Annotated in this window: 14 protein-coding genes and 1 other annotated feature; all 14 genes read left to right on the top strand. The window is 32.7% G+C overall.

The features are described from left to right. Positions 1 to 8: 8 nt before the first annotated feature. The 14 genes from GKG00_RS04205 to ychF all read left to right on the top strand — a co-directional run bounded on the left by GKG00_RS04205 (position 9) and on the right by ychF (position 13,186). Positions 9 to 3,335, top strand: a complete 3,327-nt coding sequence (locus tag GKG00_RS04205; protein ID WP_154254408.1) for a penicillin-binding transpeptidase domain-containing protein — start codon at positions 9 to 11, stop codon at positions 3,333 to 3,335. Next, complete coding sequence (locus GKG00_RS04210) at positions 3,316 to 3,912, top strand: cell division inhibitor (protein ID WP_154254409.1); 597 nt, start codon at positions 3,316 to 3,318, stop codon at positions 3,910 to 3,912. Before GKG00_RS04205 ends, GKG00_RS04210 begins: the two co-directional genes overlap by 20 nt. After that, entirely contained in the window at positions 3,909 to 4,913 is a 1,005-nt protein-coding gene (locus tag GKG00_RS04215) for a ribonuclease E/G (protein ID WP_154254410.1), read from the top strand. The genes GKG00_RS04210 and GKG00_RS04215 overlap by 4 nt, the downstream gene beginning before the upstream one ends. Before the next feature lie 20 nt (positions 4,914 to 4,933). Then, positions 4,934 to 5,006: a sequence feature (ribosomal protein L21 leader region), on the top strand. 12 nt (positions 5,007 to 5,018) lie between these two features. Continuing rightward, positions 5,019 to 5,327 (top strand): 50S ribosomal protein L21, encoded by a 309-nt coding sequence (gene rplU / locus GKG00_RS04220; RefSeq protein WP_094208313.1) that lies wholly within the window; start codon positions 5,019 to 5,021, stop codon positions 5,325 to 5,327. Beyond that, positions 5,327 to 5,668 carry a ribosomal-processing cysteine protease Prp gene (locus tag GKG00_RS04225; RefSeq protein ID WP_094205326.1) on the top strand — a complete coding sequence of 114 codons (342 nt, stop codon included), beginning with the start codon at positions 5,327 to 5,329 and terminating at the stop codon, positions 5,666 to 5,668. The genes rplU and GKG00_RS04225 overlap by 1 nt, the downstream gene beginning before the upstream one ends. A gap of 2 nt (positions 5,669 to 5,670) precedes the next feature. Beyond that, positions 5,671 to 5,955 (top strand): 50S ribosomal protein L27, encoded by a 285-nt coding sequence (rpmA, locus tag GKG00_RS04230; protein ID WP_035109683.1) that lies wholly within the window; start codon positions 5,671 to 5,673, stop codon positions 5,953 to 5,955. A gap of 126 nt (positions 5,956 to 6,081) precedes the next feature. Continuing rightward, positions 6,082 to 7,347: a GTPase ObgE gene (gene obgE / locus GKG00_RS04235; protein WP_154254412.1), complete on the top strand. Its 1,266-nt coding sequence runs from the start codon at positions 6,082 to 6,084 to the stop codon at positions 7,345 to 7,347. Between the two features lie 8 nt (positions 7,348 to 7,355). Next, complete coding sequence (locus tag GKG00_RS04240; RefSeq protein WP_154254414.1) at positions 7,356 to 7,646, top strand: YhbY family RNA-binding protein; 291 nt, start codon at positions 7,356 to 7,358, stop codon at positions 7,644 to 7,646. Continuing rightward, positions 7,639 to 8,238, top strand: a complete 600-nt coding sequence (nadD, locus tag GKG00_RS04245) for a nicotinate-nucleotide adenylyltransferase (protein WP_154254416.1) — start codon at positions 7,639 to 7,641, stop codon at positions 8,236 to 8,238. Before GKG00_RS04240 ends, nadD begins: the two co-directional genes overlap by 8 nt. Next, on the top strand, positions 8,228 to 8,803 hold the full coding sequence (gene yqeK / locus GKG00_RS04250) for a bis(5'-nucleosyl)-tetraphosphatase (symmetrical) YqeK (protein WP_154254417.1): 576 nt from the start codon (positions 8,228 to 8,230) through the stop codon (positions 8,801 to 8,803). Before nadD ends, yqeK begins: the two co-directional genes overlap by 11 nt. Then, on the top strand, positions 8,804 to 9,106 hold the full coding sequence (rsfS, locus tag GKG00_RS04255; protein WP_154254418.1) for a ribosome silencing factor: 303 nt from the start codon (positions 8,804 to 8,806) through the stop codon (positions 9,104 to 9,106). A 9-nt stretch (positions 9,107 to 9,115) separates the two neighbouring features. After that, complete coding sequence (locus GKG00_RS04260; protein WP_094223227.1) at positions 9,116 to 9,484, top strand: Rid family detoxifying hydrolase; 369 nt, start codon at positions 9,116 to 9,118, stop codon at positions 9,482 to 9,484. A 165-nt stretch (positions 9,485 to 9,649) separates the two neighbouring features. After that, a complete protein-coding gene (locus GKG00_RS04265) occupies positions 9,650 to 11,992 on the top strand; it encodes a cell wall-binding repeat-containing protein (protein WP_154254419.1) in 2,343 nt (780 codons plus the stop codon). A gap of 96 nt (positions 11,993 to 12,088) precedes the next feature. Next, positions 12,089 to 13,186 carry a redox-regulated ATPase YchF gene (gene ychF / locus GKG00_RS04270; RefSeq protein ID WP_154254420.1) on the top strand — a complete coding sequence of 366 codons (1,098 nt, stop codon included), beginning with the start codon at positions 12,089 to 12,091 and terminating at the stop codon, positions 13,184 to 13,186. The last annotated feature ends 273 nt before the right edge of the window (positions 13,187 to 13,459 follow it).

Below are 13,459 nucleotides of genomic sequence, written 5' to 3' on the forward strand. Positions count from 1 at the left end.
GGTACAAAATGAAGAAATTTGACAATAAATTTTTAAAAAAACTTGAAAAATACGATAGATTTACGATAATTATTGTGATATTGGCGATAATGATGACCGTACTTACTTTGAAATTGATGCATTTGACATTGATTAAAGGAAATTACTACAGGGATATTGCCAAGAATAATAGACTTCGTGAAGTCAAAATCCCTGCTCCTAGGGGAAATATTTACGACAGAAATGGAGAATTGTTAGCGACGACGAAAAATGTTTATGTTGCTAATTTGTACAAAGATCAAATCAAACAAATGAAGCTTGACAATAGTAATGACGCATTGTTGAATTTATCGAGAATTTTGGAAAAAGATGGTTCGATGAACACCGAAGATTTTCCAATCGCACTAAACGCTTTTACTTACAGAAATACGGACGATTATTTGAAAGAAGATAAATCACCGCTTGACAAAGTGGCATCAATTGTCATGGATAAAAACATAATGGCAAATCTGATCGACAAGACTTACACACAAGAAACTAATCAAGGAATTTATAAGAAAACAGTCTTGGATTATTGTTTGAATGCACTGCGCTCAAAAGGTTTGACTTTGAAATTGGATCGTAAAGATAATACAAAGTTCGATACAAATGACAAAGAAACTGTGAAATTACTAAAAAAACACGGATTAAAGAAAACTTCAGATGTTAATTCTGCGATAGCTACGATAATTCAAAAAGACAAATCAATTATCAGAAAACTTTTGAACGACAGCGTCATTAGGTCGATGGTTTACAAGGAATTGGAAAAGGAAAATCTTCAAGATAATATCGTTCTGAAAGATATGGAACTCAAAGACAACCAAAAACTTTTGGAGAAGAAAGTTGAAATGATGAAGTTGTCCAACAAAATTGATTTTAAAACAGAAGCTGCTGACGATTTTGTAAATATTGTAAAAGACAATACTATAGTTGAGCTTTTGAAAAAAGTAGATGTAGAAGATGACAAGAAAATTGTCGTGTTGGAAAAAGCCCTAAACTTACTCAAGAAAAACGGAATACAAACAAATGTAGAGTTTAGCTTGGATGAAAAAGACAAGCAAAATCCAAAAGTTAAGGCTAAGTTTGTCACAGAAAGTAAAAAGTCTACAGATCCATACAAACACGTTGCAGATTTATTGAATTCAAATAATTTGGCGTATAAGTTCATCACAGACGATGATATAAAACTTATTGCTCAATCGGTAAACACTGAAAACAACATCAATCCTTCGATTAGTGTTAATGATTGGAAATACATTTACGAAAAAAATATGGAAGATTTCTACAAGAGTTACGACAAGGAAATAAATTCTGATGTTAAGCTTTTGTATGAAGAAATTTTGAAGAAAAATAAATGCGAAAAATATTCAAAATACGATGCTTACAACATCGTAAGTATTTACAATCAATTAAAAAACAAAGGACAAAAAGGTTATGAGCCAATCGCTCTAAGCTACAATTTAACGGAAGAATCCGTGAGTAGCATCGAGGAAAGATTTGGCAAAAATCAAGGAATAGAGGTAGCGACAAGGTCAGTTAGATATTATCCTAATGGTGAAGAACTAAGTCACGTGTTGGGATATATCGGAAAGATTTCTACTGAGAAAGAAATTGAAGAATACGTAAAACAAAAAGGCTACAGCAAGGATGCTTTGATTGGTAAAACTGGAATTGAAGAAAGTAAGGAAGATGCATTAAAAGGACAAGACGGATCTTTGAGAGTTATGGTCGACAGCAAAGGAAATAGAACTGAAACTTTGTCTGAGAAAAAAGCAATTCCTGGCGACAATGTGTATTTGAGTATTGACATTAATGTTCAAAGAGTTGCCGAAGAATCTTTGAAAAAATCTATAAAAGCCGTAAGCTCTGGAGGAACTTATGTATCCGAATGGGGCGACAAAACTTTAGCTGGATATAAAAATGCAAAAAGTGGTGCAGCAGTTGCAGTAGATGTTGAAACTGGAGAAATACTTGCAATGGCTTCATTCCCATCTTATAATCCAAATTTGTTTTCAACTGGGATTTCACAAACTGATTGGGAAAGTTTACAAGCAGAAGATCCAAAAGATCCAATATCCCCAAGACCTTTGTATAACATTCCAATGCAAGCTGCGATGCAACCAGGTTCTATTTTCAAACTTAATACTTCTCTTGCAGCATTAGAGGGTGGATTTGATCCTTATCATGAAATAAAATGCGGAGGATACGTAGATGTCGGCGGTTCTATATTCGGTTGTTGGATATGGAATGAACACAAAGGAACTCACGGTAGCGACAATGTGATGAAAGCACTAAGGGACAGTTGTAACTACTATTATTATTCTCTAGCACTTGGAAAGGATCAAAGACGTTCCAGAGATTTGGGATACCAATTAAGTGTTGACGAATTAGTGTCTACTGCAAGAAAACTTGGCCTAGGTAGTAAAACTGGAATAGATATCAATATTCCAGCAGAAAATTCTGGAACAGTTCCAGACCCACAAATAAAAGAAAATAACTTTAAAGCAATATTCAGAAGGTTTTTGGAAAAAAACGCTGATAAATACGTTAAAGAAGGAGAAGTATTTACTGCAAAGGAAATGAAATCCAAAATCGACAAAATAATGTTACTTGCAGATGATAAAAATCTTCAAACGAGAAACAATATTATAAATACATTGGATAGTTTGGGATTTGATGCAGAAAAGAAATTGGACGGAGAGAGAAATTCGTTCGCCGATAAAATCAAATTCGATTATTTGAGCCAATCCAAGTGGAATATCGGTGATATGTTGAACGTAGTTATCGGTCAAGGACAAAATGCATACACGCCACTTCAAATGGCAAGATATATGTCTGCATTTGCAAATAATGGATACTTGAACAAATTATCGCTTGTAAATGAAGTTAAATCCAATGACAATTCCACATCGCTATTTAAAAACGAAAAGAAAAGCGAAAAAATCAAATTAAAAAATTACGAAAATTTGGAATATATCAGAAAAGGACTTCACTTGGCTACGACTGAAGGCTACGAAAAAAATACTTTTAAAAACTTCCCAGTTTCTGCTGGAGTGAAGACAGGAACAGCACAAGTTGGGGTTAATCCAGTAACTGGAGAGACTTATGACAACCATGCATGGATGATTGGATTTGCTCCAGTTGAAAATCCTAAAGTTGCAGTGGTAACAGTTATTATGCAAGGTGGAACGAGCACGAATAATGGGCCAATGACAAGAGATATAATGGCAGAAGCGTTGAAATTAAAAAAAGAAAAAGACGAAAAACAAGAAAATACTGAGAGTGAGAATGATATGTATGAAAACAGTACTCGTTAATTCACAATTACAAAAAAAGGCTTTGTTGATACAAAGCCTTTGTAATTTATTAGACGGAAAAATTTTAATAGTAAATTCAGAAAAATCAAGAGAAATAGAATACGCTTTAGGAGTGGAGGATTACTGCGTTTATGACACATTGGATGTGTTGAGTAATGTGGTTGATTACAAGAAATCCATGGTCAAAATCACAGAAGATAGATATGTTATACCTTCAACCATAAAACCCGACAAATATTCTGCTACAATTGATGATTACCAAAATTTATTGGATAAATTAAGTGAGTTTGACATTGTAATATTCACTGAAGATATTGGAATAGAATTTGATGAAGAAATAATGTGGGGAAATGAAGAAAAATCTCACGCAAAAAAATTATTTCAAATTACGGATTCATCATCCAAAAGGAAATCTGATTACAAATACATTGGAAAATTAGAGTTCACAAAAGAATACGAGAAGAAAATTAATTCCTATTCTGAAAATGTCGATGAAAAACTAACTGAAATTATCCAAAATTACAAACAAGACAAAGAAGCGAAAATCGGATTTTTCGATAGGATTTTCAAAAGATGAAATATCTATTCATAGACAAAAACACTTGGGGATATTATGATGATGAGCTTAAATTATTGGGAGATTACGACAGTGAACTTGGTAACATCTACGTAGCCAAAATCACAAAATACGATAAAAAACTCGACGCGTTTTTTATAGAATACGACAAAAAGAAAACAGGATTTCTGAATAATACAAAGTTCACCAAAAACTTGAAACCATCTGATGAAATAATAGTTCAGATGACGAAAGAATCAATTGGTGACAAATACCCCAAATTCACAACGAAAATTACGATTAAAACAGAAAATTTGAAATACACAAACGGCGACAAATTAACATTTGAAGGAAAACAAAAATACAAAGATATCGATAAATTCAAGCAAAAATACACATTCACAGGAATTGTAGGAGAAGATTTCTTCAAACAAGAAAAGTCACAACAAGAAAAAGAAATGAATTTTATTGTAAATAAATTACGTTACATTGAAACAGAGAAGAAATTCCTTCCGATTCCAAAACTTTTGTACAAGAAAAATCCAGTGGATAAAATAATTCAAGAAGAAGATGTGGATTATTTGATAACTAATGACAGAATAGTTTACAGACAGTACAAGGGGATTTTAAATGTAAAATTTGATGAAAATTACGATTATACCTATGATAATTTGATAAGTCGTGATATAATAGATAAAAATTCAGAAATAATAAAACTGGACAATAACGCAGAAATTGTCATCCAGAAAACTGAGGCGATGTGGGTTGTGGATGTGAATTCTTCTCAAATGATAATGAGTGAGGATTATTTTCACGAACTAAACACAAAAGCTTTGAAGAAATTCCATCAGATGATTTATTTGAAGAAAATGGTGGGAATGGTTATTGTGGATTGTGTCAGAGAAGGTGACAACAAAAAGTTATCAGATTTTATTGAAAATGAATTTTGTGAACCGAATATAAATTTTCATGGATTTAGCAATTTAAATCTATTAGAATTCACAGTAAAACTTGACAAATAAATGAAATTACTGTACAATTATTTGGTGTGTAACCGCTCGAATCGGGTTTTCAAACTTCAAAAGTACCTAGATTTGGCGAGTCTTAAAAATGAGGAGGTGCACTAAATGTTCGCAATTATTAAAACTGGTGGAAAACAATACAAAGTTTCTGAAGGAGATGTCATTAAAGTTGAAAAAATCGAAGCTGAAGCAGGCGATAAAATCGAATTTGATCAAGTATTAATGGTAGCTGGAGACGATGTTAAAGTTGGAAGCCCTGTAGTAGAAGGAGCTAAGGTTTCAGCTGAAGTTTTGGATCAAAAGAAAGACAAGAAAATTGTTATTTTCAAGTTCAAAGCTAAGAAAAACTACAGAAAGAAAAAAGGTCACAGACAACCATATACATTAGTTAAAATCGAAAAAATTGATGCTTAATGGTAACTGTCGATATTTTTAGAAAAGACGAAAAATTTGTAAAAGTCAAATCAACTGGTCATGCTGATCATGGATCCTATGGAAATGATGTGGTCTGTAGCGCTATCAGTGTTTATCTGATTAATACTGTTAACACATTTACTGAAATACTTAAGCTTGACTCTGATAAGTTGAAATTTCATTTTGAAAGCGGAGATGCTTTCTTCGAAATAAACTATGACTTACTAAATGAGACTGAAATGATTCAGGTGGATATTTTGATGAAATCATTGGTATTCGCTCTGGAATCAATACGAAACGAAAATATAAAACACTTGAAAATTAACTATCGGGAGGTGTAATGATGATAAAATTAGATTTACAATTATTCTCTAGTAAAAAGGGAGTAAGTTCTACTAAGAACGGTCGTGATTCCGAATCCAAAAGATTAGGAACTAAAAAAGGTGACGGCCAATACGTTCTAGCTGGTAACATATTAGTTAGACAAAGAGGAACAAAAATACATCCAGGCAACAACGTTGGAAAGGGTGGAGACGATACACTTTTCACTAAAATTGACGGAGTAGTTAAGTTCGAAAGAATTGGTAAAAACAGAAAGCAAGTTTCTGTATATCCAAAAGAAGCTTAATTTTTTAGCAACACCTTTGTTATGATTATAAATTGGATTTCCTTTTTATAATCGTAAGGTGTTGCTTTTTTAGTGGGAAATAATGTAAACTTACAAGTATAGTGAGCATTAGTAAAGAGGTGAAAAATGTTTATAGATGTAGCGAAGATAGAACTAAAAGCTGGAAAAGGTGGAGACGGTTCTGTTGCATTTAGAAGAGAAAAATACGAACCATCAGGAGGCCCTGCAGGTGGCGACGGCGGAGATGGCGGTAGTATTATAATTGTCGGTGACAAAGACATTAAAACTTTGATGGATTACAGTTACAAATCCATTTATAAAGCTGAAAATGGTGGCGACGGCAGAAACAAAAAACAATTTGGGAAAAAAGGTGAAGATTTAATTCTTAAAGTTCCAGTTGGAACTTTGATAAAAGATTACGATACAGATACGGTTATCTACGATGTAAAACACGACAAGGAAGAATTTGTAATTTGCAAAGGCGGCAAAGGCGGAAAGGGAAATGTTCATTTTAAATCATCTATAAGACAAGCGCCAAGATTTGCAGAGCCTGGAACAAAAGGTGAAGAAAAAACAATTAAGTTAGAATTAAAACTCTTAGCAGATGTTGGATTGATTGGTCTTCCTAATGTTGGAAAATCTACACTGTTGTCTATAATGTCAAACGCAAGACCTAAAATTGCGAATTATCATTTCACAACACTTGAGCCAAATCTTGGAGTGTGCAAAGTTGGAGAGAAAAGTTTTGTACTTGCAGATATTCCTGGATTAATTGAAGGAGCAAGTGAAGGATTGGGACTTGGTCATGATTTCTTAAAACACATTGAAAGAACCAAAATTTTAGTTCACGTGTTGGATATTTCTGGAAGTGAAGGTAGAAATCCAATCGAAGATTTTGAACTTATCAATAGCGAATTGGCTTCATACAATATCAAATTGAATGATAAAAAAATGCTTGTGGTTTTGAATAAAACTGACCTAGGGGCAGAAGATAATATAAAAGAATTCAGAGAAAAATATTCTGACAAAGTTGATGAAATCGTAGAAATAAGTGCTGCTACAACTGAAAATGTGGACAAACTTATGTATTTGATTGCAGATACTTTGGATAGCATAGAAGATGATTATTCTACATTGGACGAACAATACGTTTACTTTGAAGAGGAAAAAGAACCTGATTTCAAAGTTAGAAGAGAAAACGAAAACTACATTGTCGAAGGCCCGTTGATTGAAAACTTAATTTACAGAACAAACTTTGAAGTGTACGAATCAGTAAATCACTTGCAAAAAGTTTTGGAAGACAAGGGAATTATAGAACAATTAAAAGATCTTGGAATTCAAGATGGAGATAATGTAATTATCGGTGATGTGGAATTTGATTTTTATGAATAGGAGATAAAATGATAACACCAAAACAAAGAGCAAAATTAAAAAAGATTTCTCATGGTTACAAACCACTTGTAAATATCGGCAAAGGTGGAATTTCAGAAAATACTTTGAAACAAATCGATGATACTTTGAACAAGAGAGAAGTCATGAAGATTAAAATTCTCAACAATAATTTGGACGATAGAGATATGTTGATAGATGAAATATTGACAAAACTTGACTGTGAATTTATCAGATATATGGGAAATATTCTAACAGTTTACAGAGAATCTGAAAACAAGGTAATAGATTTAGATGATTAAAGTCGGGATAATGGGTGGGACTTTTGATCCCATTCATATAGGACATTTGATATTAGCTATGGAAGCTATTAATTACAAAAATTTGGATGAAGTGTGGTTTATGCCTACTGGTAATCCGAATTTTAAGCAAGATAAAAATGTCACAGACAAACAAAAAAGATTTGAAATGGTGAAGATTGCCACACAGGATAACAAGAAGTTTAATGTATGTGATTATGAAATCAACAAAAATGGCGTGACATATTCATGGGAAACTATGAAATATTTGAGAGAAAATTACGACTATGATTTTTATTTCATAATGGGCGAAGATTCGCTGATGAGTGTGGAAACTTGGGAGAATGCAGAAGATTTTTTGGAAAACACTAAGATTTTGGCTTGTATTAGAAGACAAGAAGAGATGTCCAAACTAGATGTAAAAATCGATGATTTAAAATTAAAGGGATATTTTGTGGAGAAAATTCCCGCAAGTTTTATAGATATTTCTTCTACAAAAATCAGAGAGAAAGTTCAAACAAATCAAGATTTTAGGTATTTCGTGCCAAATCAAGTTTTTGAATATATTGTGAGAAACAAATTATATGAATGTTAAAGAAATAGAAAATAATTTGAGTAAAATGCTCAAAAAAACAAGATACGAACACGTTTTGAGAGTGAGGGACAAAGCTATTGAATTAGCAAAGCTCTACAATCAAGACTCTGCAAAAATAGAATTAGCGGCACTTCTTCACGACTGTGCAAAAAACAACGAAGAAATGTATTTGGATAAGTACAAGAAAGAATTTGAAGAGCTTAGAGATTTGAGAGGGAAAAATCCTGATATGGAAAATCCTAAGTTATTGCACTGCTATTTGGGTAGAATTGTCGCTAACAATGAATACGGAGTGAATGACGAAGAGATTTTGGATGCGATAGAATTTCACACAACTGGAAGAACTAATATGACTGATTTCGAGAAAATAATTTACTTGGCTGATAAGACCGAAGATAAGAGAGATTATGATGACGTTGATGAAATCAGAAGATTATCCAAAATAAATTTGAATAAAGCAATTGTCAAATCACTAGATGATACGATAAAATATCTTATAGAAGGTGAGAGGGAAATATCTATCACTAGTGTTAATGTCAGAAATTATTTATTGAAGGGAGTATAGATGACTGAATTAGAGTTAGTTCAAAAAGCAATAGACGATAAGATTGGAAAAGACATTGTAACTTTGAAATTAGATTCAGCTGTTGCAGATTATTTTGTGATTGCAACTGCCAACGCACCTAACCACGCTCAATCTATTATTGATGAAGTGGAAAAAGTGTGCGACGAAAATGATTTTGAGATTTTAGGAAAAGAAGGTTACAGCGAAGGTAACTGGATTTTGCTTGATCTTAATGATATTATAGTACATGTATTTACAGAAGAAGCACGTTCTTTCTACGATATAGAAAGATTGTGGAATTAGGAGGACAGTATGAAATTTTTACATTCAGACAAAGCACCTGCTGCAATTGGACCATATTCACAAGCAACATCTGCTAACAAAACAATTTATGTATCAGGACAACTTCCAATCGTTGATGGAGAGTTACAAACTGATATAAAAAAAGCTACAAAAGCATCATTAGATAATATTTTACATATTATCGAAACTGAAGGCGGAAAAGTAGAAAACATCGCAAGAGTTGGCGTGTTCATGCAAGATTTATCACAATTTTCTGATATGAACGAAGTTTATGCAGAATTTTTTGGAGATCACAAACCAGCAAGAAGTGCAGTTCAAGTTGCAGCTCTTCCAAAAGGGGCAATAATCGAAATAGAAGCAATTGCTGAATTAGACTAAGAATTTTTCCTCTGGGTAAATTTTACTCAGGGGATTTTTTTGTTTAAATCCTATTAAATTGTTAAGAAATTTTATTAATTCGTTTTGAATGTCAACAATTATCAAAATTGATACCATTTTGTAACTTTTTATGTTATTATGTATGTATATTAGGAGGTTGTATCTATGAAGAACTTAAAAGATATTGCTAAGGTATCGTTTGTAGCATTGTCTGTGTCATTAATGATTTCAACAGGATCTATGGCTCAAACAGAAAACGATAAGAAAGATGTAGAAAACGAGCTTAGTGCCAAATATACATCAATTAGCACACATAATCAAAGTAAGTTGACTAAGAAAGCTAAATTGGGATACGCTAACGTAGACAACTTACAAAATGAAAAAAAGGAAAATGGTGATTTGAATCATGAAGATTTAAAATCTACAGATTTAAATAAAGATATTAAGGAAAAATCAGAAAAAAAAGAAGCTTCAGAGTCTACAAAAGATGAAGAAGAAACTGAAAAAGAAGTTGTATCTGAAAAATCAGATATAAAAGATACAGAAGAAGTCTTAGAAGATTCGCCTATTAAAACTGAGAAATCTGTATCAAAGGAAAATTCAGAAGAACAAGTTTCTGAAGAAATTGATGACAAAAAAGCGCAAGATGAAGAAGTAAAAGCATTAAATTCTTCTGGACAAATCATTCCTTCTAGAATTGCAGGTCAAAACAGATACGAATCTGCTGCACAAATTTCAAGAGAACAATTCACTAATGCTAAGAAGGTTATTGTTGTTAATGCACAAAAATACGCCGATGCATTGAGTGCAACGACTTTGTCTGATGGAAAATATTCTATTTTGTACACAGAAAAAGATTCTCTTCCAACAGCTACAAGAAATGAAATTCAAAGGCTTAATCCTGTAGAAGTGTATCTTCTTGGTGGTCAGCAATCAATTAGTTCTGGAATTGAAAACATATTAAAGAAATACTCAAATAAAGTTACTAGAATTGCCGGAAGAGACAGATACGAAACTAGCGCAAAGGTTGCAGCTATGAGCAAGAAAAAGAACGTAGTTATTGCAAGTGGAGAAAACTTCAGTGACCCACTTTACGCATCTTCTTACGCTTATTCAAATAACGCTAAGATTTTGTTGAGTTCTGGAAAAACTTTGTCCAGACAAACAAGAGATTATTTACTTAGAAATAAATCTAGTATAGGAAAAGTGACAGTTGTTGGTGGAGGACAATCCATCTCATCAGCTACAGTTAGATATATTCAATCAGTCACTGGCAAAAATGTTAGTAGAATTAGTGGCAGAAACAGATACGATGGATCTGTAAAAGTGGCTAATTCTATGAACAAGGACAAAGTGTTCATCGCAAGTGGTGAAGATTTTGCAGATGCACTTGCTATAAGTCCATTGGCTCAAAAATTAAATGCACCGATTTTATTGAGTTCAAGAAGTAAACTAGACACAAGTGTCATAGCATTCTTGAATAACTTCAAAAAGTCGATCAAGGATGTATATATTGTTGGTGGATATAGAACTATAGACAATAATGTTTATGGCACAGTAAAAAATGTATTAGCAAAGCCAGTTAAAAAACCACAAGCAAAACCACAACCAAAGCCACCAGTTGTAAAAGATCAATCAGATATTATCGAAGAAGATAAAGCGATAGGTTTGCACGATTTCGTGGTTGCAAAACACTCAACAAAACTTTACAATGCTGCAAATAGTTCTGCAAAATCTGTAAGAGATATCAACACTTCAACAGTTATGCAAGTTATAAATATTTTAAATAATGGATGGATGCAATTGGATATAAATGGATTTAAAGGATATGCAAAAATTGATGATTTTGGAATGTTTAATCCTAACAAATACAGATTAGTATTTCAACAAGGAGCAGACCTTTCAAAATTCAACCGCAATGTAAATATGAAATTAGCTAAGCAAAACGGAATGGATTTTGTAATACTAAAAGCAGGTTCCGGATACAGTGGTGAAGATCCAAAATTCCAACAAAACTACAGAAATGCAAAAGCAGCTGGATTAAACGTTGGAGCATATTGGTATTCATACGCTGTAAATGTTGAAGAAGCTAAGGAAGAAGCTGTAAGATACTTGAAAATATTGGGCAAAAAACAATTTGAATACCCAGTATATTTGGACTTCGAAGATCCTTCACAACGTAGAATTCCAACAAAAACAAAAACAGATATGGCGATTGCCTTTATGAGTATTCTTGAAAAGAATGGATACTACACAGGATTGTACAGCTCGGGATCTTGGATTAACAATCAATTTGAAAGAGAAAGATTGAAAGATTACGATATTTGGATTGCACATTGGCACGTTACAAGTCCTAACTGTTTCACACCTGATTATGGAATGTGGCAATTTACAAATAAATCAAAAATAAAAGGCGTTCCAGATACTGGAGAAGGCGGAGTAGACATGAACTATTCCTACAAAAACTATCCAAAGATTATCAAAAATGCCAAACTAAATAATTTTTAAATTAGAGCTCTGAAAAGAGCTCTTTTTTGAATGCGTATAATTTACAAAAAATATGGTATATGGTAAAATTTGAGTTAGTTAAAAGGAGTGAATGATATGAAATTAGGTATTGTGGGGCTTCCAAATGTAGGAAAGTCCACACTTTTTAATGCGATAACAAAAGCAGGTGCAGAAATGGCGAATTATCCATTCTGTACGATAGATCCTAACATCGGACTTGTAAATGTTCCTGATGAAAGAGTGTATAAATTAGCAGAACTTTTTAATTCCAAGAAAGTTATTCCAGCGACTATCGAATTTTACGACATTGCAGGTCTTGTAAAAGGCGCAAGTAAGGGAGAAGGTTTAGGAAATAAATTTTTGGAAAACATTAGAGAATCCGATGCTATTGTTGAAGTTCTAAGATGTTTTGAAGACGAAAATATAGTTCACGTTGATGGATCAGTGGATCCTCTTAGAGATATCGACACTATCAACTACGAACTTATTTTGTCTGATTTGGAAATGGTTGAAAGAAGATTAGAAAAATCTAGAAAAGCTTTGAAAGGTAATAAGGATTTGAAAGAAGAAGTAGATCTTCTTGAAAAAATCTACGACGTTTTATCAGAAGGAAAATCTATCAGAATCTTGGATTTGGACGAAGATGAAATGAAACTTATGAGAAGCTTCAATCTTTTGAGTGTAAAGCCAATAATTTACGTGTGCAATGTTAGTGAAGACGAAGTAGCAGATGCTTACGAAAACAACGAAATGGTTCAAAAAGTTAAAGATTTTGCCAAATCAGAAGATGCAAAAGTAGTTGTAATCTCTGCGCAAATCGAATCGGAAATTTCTGCGTTGGATAGCGAAGAAGACAAGAAGGAATTTTTGGAAGCAATTGGACTTGAAAAATCAGGAATTGATGATTTGATTACACAAAGTTACGATTTGCTTGGACTTATGAGCTTCTTGACAACTGGTGAAGATGAAACTCGTGCATGGACTATCAAGAAAAATACTCCTGCAGTACAAGCAGCTGGTAAAATCCACACAGACATTCAAAGAGGATTCATCAGAGCAGAAATCGTAAATTACGATGATTTGATCGAATTAAAATCTATGCCTGCAGTCAGAGAAAAAGGACTTATGAGATTGGAAGGCAAGGAATATTTGATGCAAGATGGAGATGTAGTTCATTTTAGATTTAACGTTTAAAATAAAAACACATATAAGTATCAAAAACCAGTTAAAGGGATTGGTAATATATTAGAATATAAATCAAAACCGTATTAGCTAAGAATATCATTCGTAAAAAATAATTACAAATTCTAGCGAAATGAAGCGTTAAAAAATCTCATTGTTTGAGTGCGTAGCACGAGTTTGAGATTTTAGCTTCATAAGCTTTGAATTTGTTTATTTTGGGAGACAGATATTTGTGCTAATTGGTTTTGGTTTTTTTATTAGCATAATTTACAAACTAGGTATTAA

It is taken from the genome of Finegoldia sp. BIOML-A1 (assembly GCF_009678325.1).
GTDB classification, from domain to species: domain Bacteria; phylum Bacillota; class Clostridia; order Tissierellales; family Peptoniphilaceae; genus Finegoldia; species Finegoldia magna.